The organism is Micromonospora sp. NPDC000089 (assembly GCF_042899365.1).
In the GTDB taxonomy this organism is placed as follows: Bacteria; Actinomycetota; Actinomycetes; order Mycobacteriales; family Micromonosporaceae; genus Micromonospora.
Genome location: NZ_JBIAZT010000027.1, coordinates 1 through 21,900, shown reverse-complemented (window position 1 = coordinate 21,900; position 21,900 = coordinate 1). Strand labels below are relative to the sequence as shown.

The window sequence follows — 21,900 nt, the reverse complement described above, 5'->3', positions numbered from 1 at the left end:
GCGGCGGTGTTGACGCGGTTGGGTGCTGGTACGGACATCCCGATCGGCACGCCGGTGGCCGGGCGCACCGACGAGGCCCTCGACGACCTCGTCGGTTGTTTCCTCAACACCGTCGTAGTCCGGATCGACACGTCGGGCAATCCGACCTTCCGGGAGTTGTTGTCCCGGGTGCGGGACACCAGCCTGGCGGCGTACGAGCACCAGGACGTGCCGTTCGAACGGGTCGTCGAGGCGGTCAACCCGCCACGCTCGGCGGGTCGCAACCCTCTGTTCCAGATCATGCAGCAGGTCACCTTCGAGGGCGCGTCCAGTCTGGACCTCCCCGATGCACGGGCCAGCCGGCTCAGCGCATTCCAGGACCGAGAGAAGTTCGACCTGTCCCTGACGTTGTCGGCACAGGCCACCACGGACGGCAAGCCGGGGTCGCTGGAGGCTTTCATCCGTTTCGCGGTGGATCTGTTCGATGCGGCGACCGTGCGCCGGTTGTTCGCCCGGATGGTGCGTCTGCTCGAGTCGGTGGTGGCCGATCCGGGTCAGTCGCTCAACGACGTCGATCTGCTCGACGCCGAGGAGCGCACCCGGATCCTCACCGACTGGAACAACACCGCGACGCCCGTGCCGGAGGGTTCGGTGGTGCAGTGGTTCGCCGCGCAGGCGGCTCGGACCCCCGACACGATCGCCGTGGTGTCGGACGGCGCCGCCATGTCGTACGGGGAACTGGAGGCACGGGCGAACCAGTTGGCGCAGCTATTGCTCAGCCGGGGCGTCGAGTCCGAAGCAGTGGTGGGTCTGTGCCTGCCCCGCGGCCTGGAAATGGTGACCGCGATCCTCGCCGTGTGGAAGTCGGGTGGGTGCTACCTGCCCATCGATCCGGCGTTTCCGAAGGAGCGGATCACATATCTGCTCGACGACAGCAGTGTCGAGTGGGTCGTATCGACCGAGGCTGTCGGCCGGGAGCTGCCTCTGGGCCAGTCCGCGTTGATTGCGGTGGACGCCCCGGAGACCGTCGCGGCACTGGCCGGTTGCGTGACCGACGCACCCTCGGTGAGCGTGGCGTCGGCTGCCCTGGCCTACGTCATCTACACCTCGGGGTCGACGGGCCGGCCGAAGGGCGTCGCCATCACCCATGGGGCACTGGCGAACTACGTGGCTTCGGTTCCGTCGCGAGTCGGGTGGGGCGCGGCGGGCGGACGGTATGCGCTGTTGCAACCGCAGGCCACTGACCTCGGCAACACAGTTGTCTTCGCGAGCCTCGCCACCGGCGGGCAGTTGCACATCCTGACCGCGGAGGCGGTCACCGATCCGTCGGCCGTAGCTGAATACCTGGCGTCCCACCGGATCGACTACGTCAAGGTGGTGCCGTCGCACCTGACGGCACTCGCCAGCGCCGGCGGTATGCCGCAGGTGCTGCCGGGCACGTCGCTCGTGCTCGGTGGCGAAGCTGCCCCGCCCGGGTTGGTGCAGGATCTGCTGGCAGCGGCCGGTGAGCGGTGCGTGTTCAACCACTACGGGCCGACGGAGACCACGATCGGGGTTGCCACCGCGCGGCTGACCGCGCAGTCCTGCGTCGCCGGGGTCGTGCCCATCGGCGCGCCGATCGCCAACACCCGGCTGTTCGTGTTGGACGGTGCCCTGCACCCGGTGCCGCCGGGGACGGTGGGGGAGTTGTACATCGCCGGGGATGGCCTGGCCCGCGGCTACCTCAATCGCCCGGATCTGACGGCGGAGCGGTTCGTGGCCTGTCCCTTCGAGCCGGGAAGTCGAATGTACCGGACCGGTGACCGGGTTCGATGGACGCACGATGGGCAGATTGTCTTCACCGGGCGGGCCGATGATCAGCTGAAGATCCGGGGCTTCCGGGTGGAACCGGGTGAGGTGCGCGCCGTTCTACTGTCCCACCCTGGTGTCGCTCAGGCGGCGGTGATCGGCCGCCCGGACGCGTCCGGCGACATGCGTCTGATCGCCTATCTCGTCCCTACCGGCGACGATCCGGGCGAGAACGGCGCGCTGCCCCCGCTGGTACGCGGTTTCCTGGCACAACGGCTGCCCGCTCACATGGTGCCAGCCGCGGTGATGGTGCTGGACCAGCTCCCGATGACCGGCAACGGCAAACTGGATCCTTCGGCGCTGCCCGTCCCGGACCATGCCGCCGGTGGGCTCAGCGGCGGTGAGCCGAGCACCTTGCAGGAGAAGCTCATCTGCGGATTGTTCGCCGAGGTTCTGGGGCGGGGCCAAGTGGGCGTCGACGACAACTTCTTCGACCTGGGCGGGCACTCGCTGCTGGCCGTGCGATTGATCGGCGGCCTGCGCACCACTTTCGACAGCGACTTGTCCGTTCGTGCCGTGTTCGAAGCACCAACGCCGCGTCGGCTGGCACGGTATCTCGTTACCGGTGGCCTGCCGCAGGCATTCGACATGCTATATCCCATCCGGGCGGCGGGCTCCCGTACGCCGCTGTTCTGCATGCACTCTGGCGGCGGTCTGAGTTGGGTTTACAGCGGACTGCTGCGTCACCTGGACGCGGACATTCCGCTGTACGGGCTTCAGTCACTCGCCATGACCAGCAGCGGGCGTCGGCCCGGCACCCTCGTGGAGATGGCCAGGGACTACGTGCGACACATCCGGTCGGTGCAGGCGTCCGGCCCGTACCAACTGATCGGCTGGTCGCTCGGTGGCGTGCTCGCGCACGAAGCCGCAGTGCAGCTTCAGGAGGCCGGCGAAGAGGTGTCCCTGCTGGGGATCCTCGACACGAACATGACATTCGACGAGGCGGTCGCCCGTACGCCGATGCCCGAAGAACACCTGCGGTACGAGCCGGGTGACCCCGACGTGGTTGCCGAGCAGATCAGGGAACTATCTGGTGGCACCGTGCCGACGCTGGCTCTACTGCACGGCGACGAGCAGCGGCTCGCGCTGAGCGCCTACCTCTACCATCGCGAAATTCGGAAGCGGCACGTGCCGAGGGTGTTCCGTGGCGATGTGCTGTTCTTCCGGGCAACCGCCGACAAGGGCGAACTGATCCCTGCCCACCGCACCTGGGGTCCGTACGTCCGAGGCCAGTTCCAGGAGCTTCACCTCGACTGCGGGCACTACCAGTTGCTGGCCATGGCGCCGCTGGTGTCGATCGGGCAGGCCGTGTCGAAGCAACCGTTGGAAGCGATCGGCGAAGCCCTCAACAAGGTCCTGCGGCAGTGAACCGGCTCGTCCATGCGGCGCCGACTCGAAATGAGAAACCGATGAGCAATACCCAGATGACACAAGATGCCGTTCCCGTGCCTCCGCAGACGCTGGCTGCCCGGCTCACGGCCGCGGCGGTGACGGCGGGCGCGGCGCCCAGCTTCATTGACAGGAACGGGGTGCTGGCCACCCACCACGACCTGCAGCGGATTCGGGACGGCGGCCGGGTTTACCTGCGCGAGCTCGGCGTCGAGCCGCACGACCGGGTGGCTATCGTGATGGCCATCGATTGGCGGATGGCAGCTGCTCTCGTAACCGTGATGTCGGCATGCGTGGTGGCGCCGCTCGATCCGCACCTCACCGACCGGGAGTTGGACAGCTGTTTCAGTCGCCTCCGCCCGAAGGTGATCCTCGCGGACGAGCAGTCCACGGCGCGGCTCCGCCGGTTGGTCGGCGACCGCATCCCGGTGCTCGACTGGCAGGTCGCGACGCTGGACGCTACCGAATCTGACGTGGGCCTAGCACCACAGGACAGCGCCCTACTGCTGTTCACCTCGGGTACCACCGGCCGGACGAAGATCGCGCAACTCACCCAGCAGAACGCGCTCGCCGGGGCCGAAAGTGTCGCGAGGACGATGCGCCTGAGCGCTGCGGACCGGGCGTTGAACACGATGCCGCTGCACCACGCCCACGGCATACTCACCGGGCTGCTGGCCCCGCTGCTGACCGGGGGGAGCACCGTGTGCGGCCCGTTGACCAGTGGGGAGGCGCTACTCGACGTGGTCGGCTCCACGGCGCCCACGTGGTACTCGGCCGCGCCGGTCGTCCATCACACCGTCCTGGCGATGATTCGTAGTCAGCCAGAGATCGGCGAGGCGCTGCGGCTCCGTGCGATCCGGTCGACCTCGTCGGCGCTGCCTGTCGAGCTGTTGTCCCGGTTGGAGGAGAAGCTGGCCGCTCCGGTGGTCGAAGCGTATGCCCTGACCGAAGCACCCGGTCAGGTTGCGAGCAACCCCTTGGACGGTCCTCGCAAGCCTGGTTCGGTGGGCCGCCCGCAGGATGCGGAGATCATTTTGCTCGGGCCCGATGGGGAGTTGACGGACGCACCGGGTAGCACCGGCGAGGTGCTGGTGCGTAGTGCGAACGTCTCCCCCGGCTACCTCGATCTGCCGCCGGCCGAGCAGCCTTTCGTGGATGGCTGGCTGCGCACCGGTGACCAGGGGATCTTTGATGAGGACGGCTACCTAACTCTGACCGGCAGGACCGTCAACATCATCAACCGCGGCGGTGAGAAGATCTCACCGACCGAGGTGGAGGCGGCATTGACCGAGCACCCGGCCGTTCGGGAAGCGGCGGCCTTCGGGCGTCCCCATCCGACCCTCGGTGAGGTGACTGCCGCGGCGGTCGTCCTGCACGAGCAGTTGAGCGCTACCGAGGACGAACTCAAGATCTTCGCGGGTGACCGGCTGGCCGCATTCAAAGTGCCGGTGCAAATTCACTTTCTGCCGGCTCTGCCCCGCAACAGTGTGGGGAAGGTGCTGCACCGCAGGCTGAAAGAACTCACCACACGCCCGGCGGGACGCCATGGACGTCGTAGGCCGCCGTCCTCGACCTGACGGCGGCTCGTCCACGTTCGAACGGGCCGGGTGCCCTTGGTGCAAATGTTCGACACCTCCAGACCCTTTGAATCATCGGAAGACAAGGACGTGCACCGTTGAGAGTTGATATTTGGGACGGAACGGCCCCGCACGCTTTCGGCGAAGACGACGCGGACACGCCCTTCCTCGACATCTACCTGCCGCGACCGGAGCAGGCGACCGGTGCGGCGATGCTGGTTCTCCCCGGTGGGGCCTACACCTTTTTGTCTGAGAAGTCAGGAGTGCAGTACGGTCAGTGGCTGGCCAGCGAGGGCATTGTGGGAATTGTGGTCAACTTCCGCCTCGGATCGGCTGGATACCACCATGAGGCCCTCCTTGCCGATGCGTGGAAGTCATTGGCTCTGGTTCACTCCCGGGCCGATGAATGGGGAATTGACCGGGATCGTATCGGTGTCATCGGCTCGTCGGCGGGAGGCCATTTGGCTTCGATGATGCTGACCGGTACGTCGAATGACGTCCGGCAGCAGATTCGTCCGGCTCTCGGCGTCCTGTGTTACCCGGTCATCTCCCTGAGAGATCCGCTTGCCCATGACGAGACCAGGGGGAATTTCCTCGGCGACCAGGCCAACGACGAGGAGCGGCAATTGATATTCTCGGGCGATTATCAGGTCGATGAGCGCGTGCCGCCGTGCTTTATTTGGCACACACTGGAAGACAAGGAAGTAAACGCCCTGAATGCGGTCCAGTTCGCCGAGGCGCTGCACCGTTCAGGGATCAGCTACGAACTCCACATTTACGAGACCGGCCCGCACGCCCTGGGGCTGGCCCGAAACACGGGTCTGCACTGGACCAGCGACTGCGCACGCTGGTTGCGCGGTCACGGCTTTTGAGATCGAATTCGGTGCGAGATACTGTTCTCTTCGGTGTGGACAGTATAGCAGGCCGGTTTGAAGTGCCGGTACCCGGGTGTGCTATTGCCAGCCTGATTGCAATTGATTATAGTTTTTCCGCAACCCGAGAAAGGACATGAATTCTTGAAGACCTCGCGAGAAGCACCCAGCATTCCGTCACCCAGCGGTGACACCGTAGAAAGCCCGCAGGATGGGAGATCGTGGCTGGTCAGTCGTGGGTTGGTTCCCGAGACGCGGGCCCAGCGCATTCTGGCACTGGCGACCTTTGTCAACATGATTGGCAGCGGCGTCTACATGGTCAGCGCCGCGCTGTACTTCACGAGGGTGGTCGGACTTCCCCTGGCACAGGTCGCTCTCGGGCTCGGCCTCGCTGCCGGCGTCGGTCTTTTCGCAGGGGTGCCGGTCGGGCATATCGCCGATCGACGTGGGCCTCGTGAGGTCTATCTGGGGCTGCTGGTCATCCAGGCCATCGCCTTTACGGCACTGGTCTTTACCCGGTCCTTCTGGCTTATCCTGCCGGCGCTGTGCGTGGCCGAGCTGGCCCGCTCCGCTGGCGGAGCCGCCCGAGGGCCATTGGTACGCGGCGTCGGGGGGACCGACCTCACCAGGTACCGCGCCTACCTGCGGTCCGTCGGCAACCTTGCCGGCAGCGGTGCTGCCATTGCCGCCGGTTTCGCCATTCAATCTGACAGCCGGTCGGCCTACCTTGCGCTGATCATCGCCAACGCTGTCAGCTTTGTGCTCAGTGCCCTCATCGTCATGGCGCTGCCCACGTTGCCGCCGGTACCAGCGCCGGCCAAGGCCAGTCGATGGCAGGTGCTGCGAGACCGCGGCTACGTGGCGGTGACCGCAATCGACGCGGTCATGTCGATCCACCACCAGGTGCTGCTGTTCGCCCTGCCGCTCTGGATCCTCGGAAGCACCGATGCACCACGTTGGCTCGTCGGCATGGCGGCACTGTTGAACACCGCTCTGGTGGTGCTTCTTCAGGTGAAGGCAAGCAAGGGAGTCGACGACAGTGCGAGTGCGAGCAAGGCCATGCGACGTTCGGGGGTCGCGTTCCTCGTCGGCATGGCTGCCATCGCGGCGGCTGCCGGAGCGCCCGTGTGGCTCGCCACCATCGTCATCATCATCGGCATCCTGGTCCACACCGTCGGCGAGCTGTGGCACACCGCCGGTTCCCTGGAGTTGCGGTTCAGTTTGGCCCCTGCCCACGCGCAGGGCCAGTACATGGGCCTGTTCGGGCTCGGCAGTGGAGTGGCGAACGTGGTGGCGCCGTCCATCCTGGCCCTGATGTGCATCACCCTCGGGGTGCCCGGCTGGTTGCTGCTCGGTGCCGTGTTCGTCGTGGTCGGCCTGATCACACCGCCCGTCGTGCGGTGGGCGGAGCGGACGCGGCCGTTCGCGGAGCAGACCGCCTGAGCGCCGGTAGCGCGATCGGCTGAAAACGCGGTGGGCCGGCCCCGGCCACCCGGAGATGGGGAAGCGTTGATAGAGGCACCTGATTCTGAACCGCGAGCAAACATGGGCGAGCACATCCTGCGAGTCGTCGCCGACGTGCTGAAGGTGCCGCTGGTCGGTGCGGCTGACAGCTTCTACGACTACGGCGGCACCTCGCTTCAGGCGATGCGGATCTGCGTCCGCATCCGGAAGGAGCTGGGCCTGCGGCTCAGTCCGAGCCTGCTGTTCGAGAGCGCCACCCTGGCCGACGTCATATCCGAGGCCGACATGAGGGCCGGACCTACTCGCGCGTGACGCCGGGCATGGATCACAGGAGTGAGTCAGGTGCAGCAATCCGTATCCGCAATGCCGCGACTCATCCATGAGGCGGTGGCCCGTCAGGTGCGCCTACGTCCGACGGCTGTCGCGCTCGTCTACCGCGGGCAGCGCGTCGACTACGCCACCCTGGACGCAGCTGCGAACGCCTACGCGGCTGCGCTCCAGGCGGCGGGAGTACGGCCCCGGACCATCGTTCCGGTGCTCCTACCCAGGACTCCCCGACTCGTTGCCGTCCTGTTGGCCGTACTCAAGTGCGGTGCGGCGTATGCCGTCCTGGATCGTCGCTGGCCACCGGAGCGGATCAACCAGGTCGCCGACCTGGCGCAAGCGGCCGTCATGGTGGCAGAGGTCGAAACGCCGCGCAGCAGGGTAGGCTCCTGGATCGCTCCGGACGAGTCGCTGAGCCGGACTGCGGTATCTCGGGTAGCCCCACCCAGGGTGCGCGTCGAAGACGCCGATGCGGCTGCGGTCTTCTTCACCTCGGGCAGCACCGGCGCGCCCAAGGGGGTGCTGTCCCCGCATCGGGCGACCATGCGGCTCTTCTCGGAGGGGGGCCTCGCCGGTTTCCGGCCCGGCAGGGTGATGTTGCAGGCAGCTCCGGCCGCCTGGGACGCCTTCGGTCTGGAGCTGTGGGGGCCCCTCACCACGGGCGGCGCCTGTGCCATCGCGGACACGGACCATCTGCTGCCCGACGACCTGGCCGGGATCATTGCCGATGCCTGCGTGGACACCGCCTGGCTCACCTCCTCGTTGTTCAACTTCCTGGTCGACGAGGACGAGCCCGGCCGATCCTGTTTCAGCGGGCTGAGCCAGATCTTCACCGGTGGCGAGCGGCTGTCCCCCACCCATGTGGCCCGATTCCTCGATCGGCACGGGGACGTCGACCTGATCAACGGTTACGGACCGGCGGAGAGTTGCGTGTTCGCCACCACCCACCGGGTCGGTGCAGCGGATTGCCGCCGCCCCGGCGGCATCCCCCTCGGTCTGCCCGTGCCGGAGACCGCCGTCTACGTGCTGAACGGCGACCGTGTCGCCGCGCCGGGAACCGTGGGGGAGATCTGCCTGGCCGGCGCAGGGTTGGCACTCGGCTATGTCAATGCTCCCGAGGCCACAGCGAATGCTTTCACCCGCATTCAGCTCGACGCTGGTCTCGTGCGGTTGTACCGGACCGGGGACCGGGGAGTCCTCGACGCCGACGGGCTGCTGCATTTCCGCGGCCGGACCGACTTCCAGGTCAAGATCGCCGGGGTCCGAATCGAACCGGGCGAGATCGAGGTCACCGCACGCTCGTTACCCGGGGTACGGGACGCTGCCGTGATTCCCGTGCCGGCGGCGAACGGCGGATACGACCGTCTCGTCATGTTCTACACGGCGGCCGATTCCGTTGCCGTCACCCCTGGTGAGGTGCGCCGCGCATTGGCAGCGAGGCTACCGGCTCACCTCGTGCCGCACCTGGTGCGGCAGCGAGTCGCCCTGCCGACCACGACCACCGGCAAGCTTGACCGCAGGTCGTTGCTCGCCTCGCTATGACCTCGTCTCAATCTGAGTGGAAGGTCCTCTGCCATGCCTACCAGGTTGCCCGCAGACACCCGCATGCACGGCTATCCAATGTCATCCGAACAGGAATCGATCTGGCTGAACGACCAGTTCTCCGACGGGCTTTCCCGGTACCTGGAATCGTGGGCGTACCGACTGCGCGGCGGACGCGTCGACCCGGTGGCCGTCCGGGAGGCACTCACCATGACCGTCGCCAGGCACGAGGCGCTCCGCAGTCGCCTGGGCCTGCTCGGCGCCACGCCGTGGCAGATGGTGATGCCGCCGGTCCAGGTGCCGCTGGACGTCCGTCGGGTGCGCCACCCCGATGTGCAGCGCGCCATGGTCGCCGCGGCGACCCGGCCGGTGGCCCTGGACCGTCCGCCGCTGCTGCGGGCCACCCTGCTGGAACTCGCCAAGGATGACGCCGTCCTGGTGGTGGCGATTCATCATGCCGTGATCGACGGCGCGTCCCTCAGCCTGCTGAGCACGGAGTTCAGCGCCCACTATCGCGCCGCGCGGGACGGCACGGCCTCCCGCCTGCCCCCGCTTGCGCTGCAATTCGGTCCCTACGCCGAGGAGCGCCGCCGATCGAGCCCGGAGGCCCTCAGCAAGTCACTGCGCTACTGGCGGGAGACGTTGGCCGGAGCGCCTCAAGAATCGTCCTTCCCCACCGACCGACCCCGCCCGACGATCCTCGGCGCACGCGGCGACCGGGTGGAGTTCGCCGTGGGCTCCGGGCTCGGCAGCGAAATCCGGCTCCTCGCCCGACAGGCCAGGACCACACCGTTCACGGTCATGGCGACCGCGCTGACCGCGCTGATCTCTCGATTGTCCGGCTGCCACGACGTGGTTCTCGGTACCCCGGTCTCCCGACGGGACGACGAGAGTCTCGAGCCCATGATCGCCTGCCTGGCCGACGTCATGCCACTACGCTGTCAGGTCGGAATCGCCACGTCCTTCGCTGGATTGATGACGCAGCTGAAGGAGCAGTTGTGGGGCGCTATCGAGCACCGCGACGTCTCCTACTCGCACCTGGTCCGCGAGTTGCAGGTGGAGAGGTCACCGGCCCGCTTTGCACTGTTCCAGGTGGTCGTCGGCATGGATGAGGCCCCCGCACCGGCACTGGACCTTCCCGGCGTGACTGCCGAGCGGCTGTACATCCATTCCGGTACCGCCAAGTACGACGTCTTCCTACACCTGGTCCCCAGGCGGCGCGGCTTCGCAGGCTTCCTCGAATTCAACACCGACCTCTTCGACCGCAGTACCGCCGAGCGGTTGGCCGAACGTCTTCACACCCTGCTGAAGGCAGCCGTCGCCCACCCGGAGACTCCCCTTCGAGATCTGGATATCCTTACGGCCGCCGAACGCCGCCTGCTCGACAAGACCTGGGCGCAGGGCGCCGAAGCGCCCACAGAACCGCCTCTCGCGCACACTGCTTTCGCCGCGCAGGCACGTCGTACGCCAGACGCGTCCGCCGTCATCGACGGACCACATGCCCTGTCCTACGCGCAGTTGGCGAAAATCTCGGACGACATAGCAGCGCACCTGGTCGCGCGAGGTATGACCGGCCGACCAGTGGGCGTGTGCCTGCGCCGCTGCGCGGACATGGCCGCGGCTGTCCTGGGGGTGCTCAAGGCAGGCTGCGGCTGTCTGCCAATCGATCCCGCATATCCCCCCGACCGGATCGCCTACATGGCGGCCGACAGCGGGATCGAGGTCGCGTTGGTCCATGAAGACCTGACCGGCCCGCTGCCGGACTCCGTGACGGCAATCACGGTGGCCGAGATGGCTGCCGCACCGCGAAGGGTGTTGCCCGCCGTCGCACCTGGTGACCTCAGCTACCTGATCTACACATCCGGCTCCACCGGTCGGCCCAAGGGCGTGGCCATGCCGCACCGGTCCCTGGCCAATCTGTTGGCCTGGCAGCAGAGCAGGTCGCTTGCCGGCCCCGGCAGCCGAACGCTGCAGTTCGCCGCACTCAGCTTCGACGTGGCGTTCCAGGAGATGTTCAGTACCTGGGCCGGCGGCGGCACCCTCGTCATGGCCGATGACAAGGCGAGACGCGACCCTGGACGCCTGCTCGACCTGATCGAGTCCCAGAGGGTCGAGCGGCTGTTTCTTCCGTTCGTCGCGCTTCAACAACTCGCCGAGTACGCGTGCGCTTCGAATCGGTCGGCTGCCACGCTCCGCGAGGTTGTTACCGCAGGGGAACAACTGCTCGCTACGCCCGCCCTGCGGGAATTCTTCCGGCACCGGGCTCCCGGCGCGGTGCTGGAGAACCAGTACGGCCCCTCCGAGACGCATGTGGTCACCGCCGAGCGCCTAGGCGATAACCCTGATGCCTGGTCCGATCTCCCCTCCATCGGGCGTCCGGTGGACGGTGCCCGGGTCGTGTTGCTGGACCGGCAGCAACAGCTCTCCCCGGTCGGCACGATGGGAGAGATCTGTGTCGGTGGTCCGGCGTTGGCCAGCGGGTATTGGGGCCGGCCGGAGCTGACCGCGCAGAAGTTCATCGCCGACCCGTTCCGCCCCGGTGCTCTCCTGTACCGCACCGGCGACCTGGCCCGGCATCTACCGGACGGACGGATTCAATTCCTTGGGCGACTGGACGAACAGGTCAAGATCCGCGGATACCGGGTGGAAACCGGGGAGGTCGCCTCAGCCGTGCAGACCGTGCCGGGGGTCGCCCACGCCGCAGTGGTGGCCCGAAAGGCAGCTTCGGGTGGTCTGCATCTGGTCGCCTACTACATTTCGGGTGCCGGATTCGACCTTCCGCCGGATCTGCTGCGCCGTACGGTGGCGCGCCAGCTTCCGGAGTACATGCTGCCAACCGTCTGGGTGCCACTGGAGACGTTTCCGCGAACGGCAAGTGGCAAGGTGGACCTAGGCGCACTGCCGGATCCTGTCCGCTTGGCGGAACCGGAAGGTTCATTTGTTGCACCGACGACGCCGCTTGAGAAGCGTATTGCCGGCATTTGGCAGGAATTGCTCGTCTGTGCTCGGGTTAGCGTTCACGATGACTTCTACGCCCTGGGCGGAAATTCACTTCTGGCAACCCGCCTGTTGCTCACGATCCGCGCGGAACTAGGCATCGAAGTTCCCTTCCACCTCCTTCTGACGGCACCGACCGTTGCCGCTCTCGCAGAGCTGCTTGAGCGGAATGGCACAGCCGGGCTGGAGTCTGCCGAGAAGGGCTTGGACCTGACCGCCGAGATCAATCTGCCCGCTGATATCGCTGCGGCCGATGACGTTGTCCAGGTGGCGGTGAGCCCTACCCACGTGCTGTTGACCGGCGCTACCGGTTTCCTCGGTGCCGCCACCCTGCGTTCCCTGCTTGACCGAACGCGTGCCGTGGTGCACTGCCTCGTCCGTGGTACTAATCGGGATCAGGCGGCAGCACGGTTGCGACGGGCTTTGGAAAGGTACAAAATCTGGGATGAACGCGCCTCGCGCCGAGTTGTAATTGTGCTCGGTGACCTGGCGCAACCTCGCCTGGGTCTCCCGGAGGCGGCTTTCGACGATCTGGCGCACCGGATGGACGCCGTGTACCACGTGGGTGCCGCGGTGCATCTAGCGTCTTCATATGCGCAGCTCAAGCCTACTACGGTCGGAGGTACGATCGAGATACTCCGGCTGGCGGCTCGGCACCGTAGTGTGCCGGTACACCATGTGTCCACGGTTGGCGTCTTCGCGGGGCACTCCGATAAGCGGATCGGTCCGGAACATCCCATCGGCCCGGCGGCGGCCCTGACCCACGGCTACACGCAGAGCAAATGGGTGGCGGAGGGGCTGATCGAGGCGGCGCGGGCCCGGTCCCTGCCCGCTACCATTTACCGGCCCACCCGTATTGCCGGGCACAGTGGCACGGGTGCCTATCAGAGCGGTGACTACCTGTGGCTGGTACTCAAAGGTTGCATTCAGGCCCAGGCCGCACCGGCGGGCACCAACGCAGCCTTCGATCTGGTGCCGGTGGATTATGTGAGCGATGCAATCGTCGTGCTGTCCCAGCAGCGCTCGGAAGTGGGCCGGACCTTTCATCTGGCGGCTGGCGAGCTAATTCGGCTGGATACCATGCTGGATTGGCTCCGAGCCAGGGGATACTCGCTTCTTTCAACGGATATCCGAAGGTGGCTAGAAATAATCGGATCGGACGGAGAAAATGCGGCGTTTCCACTGCTGGGAACTCTGGCCGAGGAAATGGCCGGCGCCGGCTCGGAGGGTGGCCTGGTCTTCGATCCCAGCGCGGCAGATGCTCTCCTGACCGACTGCGGTGTGCACCGCCCGGTAGTGGACGAGGCGTCGTTTAACGCCTACGTCGAATTCTTTAACCATATCGGCTGGCTTCCGAGCGCCGGGACTGTCTAGGTTCGTGAGATGGCGGTCATGACGCAGCCGGACGACATCCGGCCAGCGTCCGGGATATCGGCGCACGTCGTCCCACGGGCGGATCCCCGGCGGATACCGACCGCGCTCCACCTCTCAATGCGGCCGTCGAAGGCGGTCAGGCCGCGTCAGCGTTGACGGCGGCGTAGATCAGATTCCTCCGGCGGAGCCGTGAAGCCAGCGGTGAGCAGATGAGGTCGCAGCTTCGATTCGCATTCTGTGCTGGGCGCAGCACACCGGCTGCCGGTCACGGGTGACGGCGGCAGTCCTGTCAGCAGTGGTGCGGGCGGGATCGGCGGCCGGCGTTCTCGACGAGATCCCTGCGGATCTCGCTTACGCCGGCACCGGCCTGGTCGTCCTTCTCGTAGCCAAGATGCTCAGCCATCTCATTGAGCGCGGCCTTCAGGGCCGTCTTGGTCAGCTGCTTGAGCAGCCCGTCCGGCCCGGTCACCCACAGCCCCTGCTCCCTCGCTGCCCGCACGAGCGCGGCGGCGGCCTTCGCCTCCGCTGATGCCGCGGGTCGCTTCTGACGTCGGATGTGGTCGTTCAGCATGCCGGTAAGCAGGCGCACCCTCGTCGCCGGGCACGACGCCCGACGAGCCTGGACGAAACACCGTTATATCCGTACTCCCGACGGTGAGGTGCATACGCGCTGGCCGTGTCCAACCAATTGGACGCGTCGCGAAGTCGGCAGCATACACGCGCCCCTCGATAGATGTGATGTAGATCACTTTAACGTTTGTCGGTGGGTAACTGCCGGTGGCCGTTGGCTCAGCGAGAAGTGCAACGAATGCCTGGTCATCCATTAGAAGAGGTAGTCGATGCCGCCTCACTGTAAGTAGTCCAACAGGTTCCTTCCGCTGCTTGGGGGTGGCGGCCCCAATCGATGGCGGCTAGTTTGTGATGACGCGCTGATCTTTGGATTTGCGCACCGCCGTTGGCGGACCTGAAAGGCCAATGGAAGGAACGGGGGTGATTTCCATGAAGGTCAAGCCGATCGTCCGGACCAACCCGGCCTGAGCCAAATGATGTGGGCTTGGAGCGGCATTAGCCGCTCCAAGCCCGCCTCAGCTTTCAGCCAGCCGCCTCAGTGCGGCGCAGATCACCACGGGGAATGGCATGAGGGCGGTTATCGTCGGTCTTGGCAATATTGGGCGTCGTTATGCAAGGTTTCTTCAGGAATACGGCTTCGAGAATGTCCTGGTTGACAGTGACGGCCGTTTCAGCCACCGGCGGGTCGCAGAGGTCGACGATCCGCGTGGCGTAGATGTCTGGATCGTCTCGACGCCGACGGCCGATCATCTCGCAGTCGTTCAAGAGATCCTCGAACTCGCGCCCATGGCTGCGGTCTTGCTTGAGAAGCCGGCTTGCCACCCCGAGCAGATCAGCACTCTGGCATGGCTGGCCTCCCGCTACCGGGAGGCGCGGCTCCTGGTCAACGATGTCTATGCGCACAGCGCCACGGTGGCCACGCTCGCCTCGATAACGCATGCCCGCGCTACACACGACCCCGTTGCGCAGATCACTGTCGAGTTTTCGAAGAATCGCCTTCAGGACGTTGCGGACGGCCGCTTCGTCGACTCGGTTTACGGCGACGTGGGTTACGAATGGTTCCACATGCTGTCCATTCTACGAGCGCTGCTTCCGGTTTCGACATTCAAGCGTTACCTCAGTCTGCCGCCCACCCTGGCGACCGCCGAGGTGCGCGCCGAGGTGGCGCTCTCGGGCGATCTCAAGATCGTTCTCTATTCGTCAGTCGTCGGCAGAATCGGATTCCCTGAGATTGGGCTTGGCCACTTCAGCGGACTGTCGCCCGAACGAGATTTGAAGGACGGAAATATCCCCCGCGGATCAGACTTCCGCTATCGGGTGGCGATGGTTACGTTCCGATCCGGTGGCACCGCCACAGCCGTTTTCGAGCCGCATTACGGACTCTCTGTCGACTATAAGAACCAGCACCTCGTAGAAGTCAGCGCGGACGGAGGGACGGAGCGGCACGACATCGGGGAGAACCATCTGCGTAGCGCACTGTTCCGTCAGATAGACGACTTGTCGAGGAAGGCTCCGCGTGTCGGCAGGCGGCTGCGCCTTGACGAGCATCGGCACATGGCCGGCCTCGCCGACCTGTTACGGCTGAAAAACGACGCTCGCTCCTTGATCACCGCCTGAGCTGATTGCTTCCGTCAACGCTGGAGGTTTCATGTTGGACTCCTTCTTCGTTCCCGTGGATGAGCGACGCCGTCTTCGCACGGAAGAGTTGCTGGCCCGCTACCCCGAACTGACCTGCGACGAGGAGCAGTACGAGGATTCACTACCGGACCTGCAGTACCTGCAGTCGGTGCTTGAGACGTTCGTTCGTCGGCTCAGCGCCGACGCAGCCCCATGGCAGTGGACGGAGGCTGACGCTGCGCGGGCCCGGAAACACGCGATCTACGCCAGCGAGCGCTACCGCGCAAAGAGGATGTCTGATTTGCCTATTCTGACCAAGTCGGAGCTGAGGCGACATCCAGCGCCCTTTGACCATCAGTCAGAGCCGACAACCGTCATCTACACCGACAAGACCTCCGGCACGTCGGGGGCGCCGCTCGATCTAGCGTACAGCCAGCAGTTCATGTCCCAGTCGCTCTACCTCGAGACCATCAAGATCATGATTCGTGCCGGACTGATCGGCTTAGGCGCTACTCCCGTCCTCTCGGTGTTTCTGACCGACAACCCGAGCCGTGGACGCGGCCTGGTCATCCCCAACCCGCTGGAGATGGTCGGCCACAGCTTGATCGTCCAAGTCGAGCCAAACGATCAGTCCTCCTTGAACCGAGTCACCGCGCTTCTGAATGACCTGCGTCCCGAGGTGGTGTCGTCGAAGCCGAACTTGTTCCGAATGCTGGTCGACCGTTGGGGAGGCCGGGCGCCCTTCGCGTCCTATCGGCCCCGGCTGGCGGTGTCCGGAGGGGCGATGCTCGACGACCGGCTCCGGCAGGCCGTCGCCGACGCGCTGGCCTGTCCGGTGGTGAGCAGCTACGCGATCAGCGAGGCAGGTTACCTGGGCTCCGAGTGCCCGGATGGGCAGATACACCTTGACCTCTCCGTGCACCATCAGTTCGAGGTTCTGGATGAGTCGGGAGCACCCGCACGTACCGGCGAACTGGTGATCACCGCTCTCGCCAATAGTTGCATGCCTCTGGTGCGGTACCGGATCAGCGACACCGTGACGCTCGCGGACGATTGCTCCTGCAGCAGCCCCGGGCCGGTACTGGCAGAACTGCGCGGCCGGGCGACGCAGGTCTTCGATCTGGGTGACGGGGCACAGCTCTCGCCCACCCGGTACATGAAGCTCTTCGAGCTGCATCCAACCGTGATGGAGTACCAGCTTACCCAGACCGCGAACCGCCGTTTCCGGCTGCGGGTGGAGCTTAGGCCCGATCTTTCCGCGGCACGCCGCACTGAAGCGCTCGCCGCTGTCGCAGCCTACGTCGAAGCGGGGATGCCGGTGCCCGTGGAGATCGACTGCGCGGACCAGACCTTTGATACGACCAGCGGCAAGTTCGCCCGATTCCGAAGTGAGGTGCAGCATGATTGAATCCCTTTTGTCGAAACTCCCCGCTCTGCTCCGGGCGAATGCTGAGATCCTGGACGCGGTCCACGGCAGCGCGGCGGACCGAAAGGCGGTCCGCGACGAGCTGCGGGCCGCCCTGGTCTCCGACCCGGAGGCCTTCGAACTCTTTACCTCGGTGTGCTGTTACCAGGCCCCCTACGGGGAGAGCTGGGTGCACGGCCCCGGCGAAGACGGGCCCTACCTGTCGCTGGACATCGCCGCTGACGCCCTCGACGAGCACCGGTACCGCCGGCTCATGGTCGCCGTTGTAACCACCGACTCCCCGGCCGTCCCGTACGACTACCGAGCCCTCGCTGCTGCGGCCCTGGTGCGCGTCGGTCTCGGCGACCACCTCCCCGAATTGCAGGCTCTGGCGGACAGCCCCGACCTGCCGGTCCGGGGACTCGGCGCAAAGCTGGTCAGCCGCACGGACGGCATCGACCATCTCTTCGACATTCCCGAGACAGTCGCAGATCGCTTGGCGCTACTGCGAGCGGCGAGCGCCGCAAAGACCAATGAGACACGGCGCCGACTGGTGCGCCGCGTGCTTGATGCGATCGGTCACCGGGCCCCGACGGCTGAGCAGGTCGTGGCCGACGCCTATCTGTCGCCGGAGGCGGAACACCTCATAGCCGAGGACTTGGCCGGTGGGCTTGGGGTGCCCCGCGACTATCTCATGGTCTGGGACGAGATCCCGGTGCCGGATGCGGGCGGAAACGGGCTGACCGTGGCTGAACTGCTGCGGATCGTTCTACTTTGCGGTGAATTCAAGTTGCCCGATGCAACCGTACGCCCCGTGCTGATCGACTTCTACCGGTCGGTCCTCCGGATTAGCGGACGCGCCATCGTCGGGCTCGCAGCCGGCGTCTTCCATGTCGAGCACGGCGTTGAAGCCAATCCGTCGCTGTTCTACCTGGGCCGCGACGCCGTGCTCGGTAAGGGCTGCGTCATCGACTGTGTCGGCGGCGCGGTGATCCAGTCTGGCAGTTTCCTGGGTGGTGGCTTTATTCCGATCTTGATTCATACCCACAAGCACATCCGGAGCGCGGGAGAGCCGGGATCCGCCGAACGCAAGCAGGTCCTGCCTTGCGTCTTCGCCGCCAAGGCCGGCGCGCGGTTGCCGATGGAGGCAATCGGCATCTTCGAGAGCGCGGACTACCTTGACGGCAAGCCCATCTCCCACGCCGGCATCCACGTCATCGCGCTGCGTTAGCCAGAGAACGAGGACCACGATCATGCCAGAGACGACACCCGCCGTGCCGATCGCCATCACGCCTCCAGGGTTTACTCCCGCACAGTGGGACCAGTTTGCCGAGGACGGCTTCCTCGTCATTGAGGACGCGCTTGACGAGGCACAACTCGCCCGCCTGAAGGCGGCAGTTGAGGAGGCGCCCGAGCCGACCGCGTGGAACGTTGTCGAAACGGATCCCCGATTCGAGGAGATGATCGATCACCCCGCCCACGTTGGTTATGTCTACGACGTGTACGGCGAGATGCTGAAGTTGTTGCGCAGCGAGTACTTCCGCCGTCCACCAGGGCAGACGATCCGTAACAAGTGGCACTTCGACGGACCACGATCCCTGCCGTTCCAGGTATTTGCCGAGCGCGCGCCCCTGCGGATCAAGGTGGGCTACTGGCTTACTGATCTACCGCATGGCGAGATGGGTAACCTGACCTACATCCCGGGCAGCCATCATCAGCCGTATTTGTCGACGTACCACATGCACGAGGCCCATCCGAACGAAGTGGCTGTCACCGTACGGGCAGGTGCCATGACCTTGATGTGGGGCGGTTTGTGGCACCGGGTTGCGGAGAACAGTAGCGACGTCACCCGCTTGAACATGTTTCTTGAGTATGGCCCAACGTGGATCACCACCAGCGACCGCGTCCACAGTGACGCCGGGTGGTTATCGAAGCTGGGCCGTACCCGGCGGATTCTCATGCGCGACTACGTGCACCCCAACCATCTCATCAAATTACCTGCTGAGGACGTCCCGCTGTTCAACCGACGCCCTGGCGAGCCTGATCCCGAGGCCGGCGTCTACGGCCCCCACGTCCCGCTGGAACTGCGTAAACGCACCACCTGGCTAGAGCGGCACCTCGCCTCATGACGGCTTTACTCGAACTCGATGACGTGGCCTACCGGTATCCCCATGCCAAACCAGAGCGGGGTGACGTCATCCGGTGCGCCTCCCTAACAGTGGCCGCTGGCGAGGCGGTGGGCATCGTTGGCAGTAACGGCTCCGGCAAGAGCACGCTGCTCAAGATCCTCGCGACGCTGCTCCGTCCGACTCGCGGGCGGGTGCTGTTTCAGGGCGTGCCCACTCCGGCGAGCCTGCGGCGGTATCGGGCCATGCTGAACTACTGCGGCGGCGCCCCCCAAGGCTTCTATCCCCGACTCACCGCGGCCGAGAACGTCCGGTTTTTCTCGGGGATGAAGGGAGACATGCTGTCCCGGTCGAGAATCGTGGCTCTGCTTGACCGGGTCGGTTTGTCCGACAGCATCGACCTACACTACTCCCGCTTCTCGTTGGGCATGCGGCAGCGTTTGCACCTGGCCACGGTCATGTTGGAGCCGTCTGAGGTCTGGATCCTTGACGAGCCCACCAATGGCCTAGACGCCGAAGGGCTGGCGTTGCTCGAAGGTCTACTCGGCGAGGCGGACGGCCGTGTGGCCAGGGTGGTGGTGAGCCACGACGCGGACTTTCTGTCTCGCGTGGTCAGCCGTACTCTGCACCTCAAGGACGGGGAGTTGACGTGGTCAAGTTCGCGCTCTTCCTGATTCGGGTGCAGTGGATTGACCGCCTCGCCACATCTTCATTCCTCATTGGGATCACGATCCAAACTGCCCTGTTGGCACTGGCGGTCTACCACACCGCCGAGACGGCGAGCGAGGCACTCGTACTGGCCACCCGCGCGGCGCTGCTCACCTGTACGGCCATCGTGTTGCTGTCGGCCATGTCGAGCGTGCAGAACGAGTTTCGGTACGGAACGATTGAGAAGATCATCCTCGGCGCCGTACCCGTGTCGCGGCTCCTGCTCGTGCGCGCCGCTGCCTCGGCCATCGTCTCCTCGCCAGCGATCCTTGTGCCGTTCTTGGCCGCATATGTCAAGTTCCAAGACATGCTTGGCCCGCGTAGTCTTGCTGTCGTCCTGATGACGTACGTGTCGCTCGCGGCCGTCTGCTACCAGTCGACGCTGATCCTGTGTCAGTTCCGGACCCCAGCCGGGGTGGTGCCGTGGCTGCGTCTGGGGCTGCTCTTCGTCGGCCTGTCCGTCGTGCCCTTTCCTGGCTCGGAGTTGCTCGCGCTGATCCTGCCCACCGGCTGGATCCTCCGGTTCGTCGCGGCCAGCGGATCAGGCGACGGCGGTGCGGCGCTGACTGGCTTTGTCGCGGTCACCGCAGCCTGGACCGGCTTCCTTTGGATGCTTCTGCGCAGGCGAATGATGAGCCGCATCGAGAAGAATCTCACTGACGGGGCGGAGGCCCGGTGAACCGATGGGTGCTCGCAGTCCTCGTGTGGCGCAACAGGGTCCGCCAGGAGGGCCTGGCGCAATACCTGTTGCGAATTGGTCCGCTCAGCATGCTCAATGTCTTCCTGCTCGCGGCTGTTTTCACTACGGCAAATAGGCGCTCCCTCGACGTTGATCTGCTCACGGACCAATATGTCTACTTCATTCCGTTGCTCGCGCTCAGTGCGGCAGTCGGCACCTGGGAGGTCGAACTCTTCGCCGGCCTCGGCGAGTGGTACCTCGTACGGCCAGCCTGGGTGTGGCCGACCCGCCTGCTCAGTGGCGCGGCCGAATGCCTCGTGCCAGTAATATTCTTCGTCGTCCTGATTGTGGTGTCGTCCGACCCGCATCGCTGGCAGGATCTGGTGACCGCCCTGCTGATGCTGGTCGTGTTCCTGCTGCTCGGCTCGGCGCTCGGGTTCTGCCTTGGCTTTCGGCATGAGAAGGCCGTAAACAACTTCCTCAACGTGATCATCTGGGTCCTAGGGTTTGGTCCTGGCCCATTTTTCGGCAACGACACATCCGGGCTCCGGGTGCTCTTCCCGGGAGGTTTCTCGCTTCGCGAGGAATTTGCAATGGAATGGATCCGGTTGGCTTGCCTGGCATTCCTGGCTATCGCCTTGGTCTACTGGGGACGGGTGCCCCGCAGGCAGCCGTTCTTCGCCCGCTGACGCCGCACCCCGCCGCCTCATGGGTTTCGGTGGTGCAGCCGGCGCCACCGACCTATTGCGCCAGAAACCGTTGCGCACGGCGTGAGTGACATGCTCCCGACCCAGGGTGGCCACCGCACGGGAGGGGGAGCTGCGGTAGTGGGTCCAGCGCGGCCCGTGGCTGATCCGGGCGCAGAGCGCCGTGTGGGACACTCATGCGAGCTCTGGCCCGGCATCCTGGTCTTGACCTGAGCCAGCGCGAGGCCCGGGAGGGATGCCGTCGACGCGCGCCTCCTGCCGGCTAGTGGCTCCCGGCCTGGAGAGCGGGCCGCATCATGATCTCCGTGATCTGCGCTGTGTGCTCTCCAGCCGGTGCCACTCTGGGGTAACCCGTGCCAACCTAGGTGAATCGGGGTGACCAGGCTTGCCGCGTCTTGGGCCGTCGTGTGGTCGCTGTGTGATCCGCAGCGGCCCGCCCGGCACGGCGAACCTGGGTGAACGCGTGCCACTTCCCTGCCACTCCGTGCCAACGCGCAGGTCGCGAGACTAGGCCCTCGCGCCCCCGTAGCTCAGGGGATAGAGCATCGGTTTCCTAAGACGACGCTCCGTCGGTGTCCGTAGGCCGATGACCTGCGACTGTTCGCTTCTTTGCCTCGTGTGCCGGTGGCTGCGCGGTCCAGTTGTGATCGCTTGCTGAAGATCAGCAGACCGCGCCCTCTCGGTCCTCGGCTCCCTGACAGGCTGAGGAGCGAGCTGCGGGC

At 65.6% G+C, this 21,900-nt stretch carries 15 protein-coding genes; 14 read left to right on the top strand and 1 reads right to left on the bottom strand.

The features are described 5' to 3' along the window. The first annotated feature begins 6 nt into the window (after positions 1–6). From ACFY3U_RS27615 to ACFY3U_RS27585, 7 genes are all read left to right on the top strand, one after another. Complete coding sequence (locus tag ACFY3U_RS27615; protein WP_387206901.1) at positions 7–3,195, top strand: amino acid adenylation domain-containing protein; 3,189 nt, start codon at positions 7–9, stop codon at positions 3,193–3,195. Beyond that, a complete protein-coding gene (locus ACFY3U_RS27610; protein WP_387206900.1) occupies positions 3,192–4,793 on the top strand; it encodes an AMP-binding protein in 1,602 nt (533 codons plus the stop codon). Before ACFY3U_RS27615 ends, ACFY3U_RS27610 begins: the two co-directional genes overlap by 4 nt. A gap of 98 nt (positions 4,794–4,891) precedes the next feature. Further along, entirely contained in the window at positions 4,892–5,665 is a 774-nt protein-coding gene (locus ACFY3U_RS27605) for an alpha/beta hydrolase (protein WP_387206898.1), read from the top strand. A gap of 240 nt (positions 5,666–5,905) precedes the next feature. Next, positions 5,906–7,108, top strand: coding sequence for an MFS transporter (locus tag ACFY3U_RS27600; RefSeq protein ID WP_387206897.1), 1,203 nt, complete (start codon positions 5,906–5,908; stop codon positions 7,106–7,108). A gap of 102 nt (positions 7,109–7,210) precedes the next feature. After that, a complete protein-coding gene (locus tag ACFY3U_RS27595) occupies positions 7,211–7,441 on the top strand; it encodes an acyl carrier protein (RefSeq protein WP_387206896.1) in 231 nt (76 codons plus the stop codon). A 21-nt stretch (positions 7,442–7,462) separates the two neighbouring features. Further along, a complete protein-coding gene (locus ACFY3U_RS27590) occupies positions 7,463–8,995 on the top strand; it encodes an amino acid adenylation domain-containing protein (protein ID WP_387206895.1) in 1,533 nt (510 codons plus the stop codon). A 78-nt stretch (positions 8,996–9,073) separates the two neighbouring features. After that, the gene (locus ACFY3U_RS27585; protein ID WP_387206894.1) at positions 9,074–13,366 is read left to right on the top strand and encodes an amino acid adenylation domain-containing protein; all 4,293 of its coding nucleotides are present in this window, start codon (positions 9,074–9,076) and stop codon (positions 13,364–13,366) included. A 289-nt stretch (positions 13,367–13,655) separates the two neighbouring features. Here ACFY3U_RS27585 and ACFY3U_RS27580 read toward each other — a convergent pair whose 3' ends face one another. Further along, a complete protein-coding gene (locus tag ACFY3U_RS27580; RefSeq protein WP_387206892.1) occupies positions 13,656–13,937 on the bottom strand; it encodes a hypothetical protein in 282 nt (93 codons plus the stop codon). A gap of 566 nt (positions 13,938–14,503) precedes the next feature. Here ACFY3U_RS27580 and ACFY3U_RS27575 point away from each other — a divergent pair. From ACFY3U_RS27575 to ACFY3U_RS27545, 7 genes are read left to right on the top strand one after another with little or no spacing between them, the layout of a single operon-like run. Beyond that, the gene (locus ACFY3U_RS27575) at positions 14,504–15,553 is read left to right on the top strand and encodes a hypothetical protein (RefSeq protein ID WP_387206891.1); all 1,050 of its coding nucleotides are present in this window, start codon (positions 14,504–14,506) and stop codon (positions 15,551–15,553) included. Between the two features lie 31 nt (positions 15,554–15,584). Beyond that, the gene (locus tag ACFY3U_RS27570) at positions 15,585–16,961 is read left to right on the top strand and encodes a hypothetical protein (RefSeq protein ID WP_387206890.1); all 1,377 of its coding nucleotides are present in this window, start codon (positions 15,585–15,587) and stop codon (positions 16,959–16,961) included. Further along, positions 16,954–18,189 carry a hypothetical protein gene (locus ACFY3U_RS27565; RefSeq protein ID WP_387206889.1) on the top strand — a complete coding sequence of 412 codons (1,236 nt, stop codon included), beginning with the start codon at positions 16,954–16,956 and terminating at the stop codon, positions 18,187–18,189. The genes ACFY3U_RS27570 and ACFY3U_RS27565 overlap by 8 nt, the downstream gene beginning before the upstream one ends. A 22-nt stretch (positions 18,190–18,211) precedes the next feature. Beyond that, a complete protein-coding gene (locus tag ACFY3U_RS27560) occupies positions 18,212–19,087 on the top strand; it encodes a phytanoyl-CoA dioxygenase family protein (RefSeq protein WP_387206888.1) in 876 nt (291 codons plus the stop codon). After that, positions 19,084–19,758, top strand: coding sequence for an ATP-binding cassette domain-containing protein (locus ACFY3U_RS27555; protein WP_387206887.1), 675 nt, complete (start codon positions 19,084–19,086; stop codon positions 19,756–19,758). Before ACFY3U_RS27560 ends, ACFY3U_RS27555 begins: the two co-directional genes overlap by 4 nt. Continuing rightward, a complete protein-coding gene (locus tag ACFY3U_RS27550; RefSeq protein ID WP_387206886.1) occupies positions 19,734–20,471 on the top strand; it encodes a hypothetical protein in 738 nt (245 codons plus the stop codon). The genes ACFY3U_RS27555 and ACFY3U_RS27550 overlap by 25 nt, the downstream gene beginning before the upstream one ends. After that, on the top strand, positions 20,468–21,160 hold the full coding sequence (locus ACFY3U_RS27545; protein ID WP_387206885.1) for a hypothetical protein: 693 nt from the start codon (positions 20,468–20,470) through the stop codon (positions 21,158–21,160). Before ACFY3U_RS27550 ends, ACFY3U_RS27545 begins: the two co-directional genes overlap by 4 nt. Positions 21,161–21,900: the final 740 nt, after the last annotated feature.

Coding starts and splice junctions, on each gene's coding strand:
- ACFY3U_RS27595 (WP_387206896.1), top strand. CDS start 7,211: ATGGGCGAGCACATCCTGCGAGTCGTCGCCGACGTGCTGAAGGTGCCG.
- ACFY3U_RS27585 (WP_387206894.1), top strand. CDS start 9,074: ATGTCATCCGAACAGGAATCGATCTGGCTGAACGACCAGTTCTCCGAC.
- ACFY3U_RS27580 (WP_387206892.1), bottom strand. CDS start 13,937: ATGCTGAACGACCACATCCGACGTCAGAAGCGACCCGCGGCATCAGCG.
- ACFY3U_RS27575 (WP_387206891.1), top strand. CDS start 14,504: ATGAGGGCGGTTATCGTCGGTCTTGGCAATATTGGGCGTCGTTATGCA.
- ACFY3U_RS27570 (WP_387206890.1), top strand. CDS start 15,585: ATGTTGGACTCCTTCTTCGTTCCCGTGGATGAGCGACGCCGTCTTCGC.
- ACFY3U_RS27565 (WP_387206889.1), top strand. CDS start 16,954: ATGATTGAATCCCTTTTGTCGAAACTCCCCGCTCTGCTCCGGGCGAAT.
- ACFY3U_RS27560 (WP_387206888.1), top strand. CDS start 18,212: ATGCCAGAGACGACACCCGCCGTGCCGATCGCCATCACGCCTCCAGGG.
- ACFY3U_RS27555 (WP_387206887.1), top strand. CDS start 19,084: ATGACGGCTTTACTCGAACTCGATGACGTGGCCTACCGGTATCCCCAT.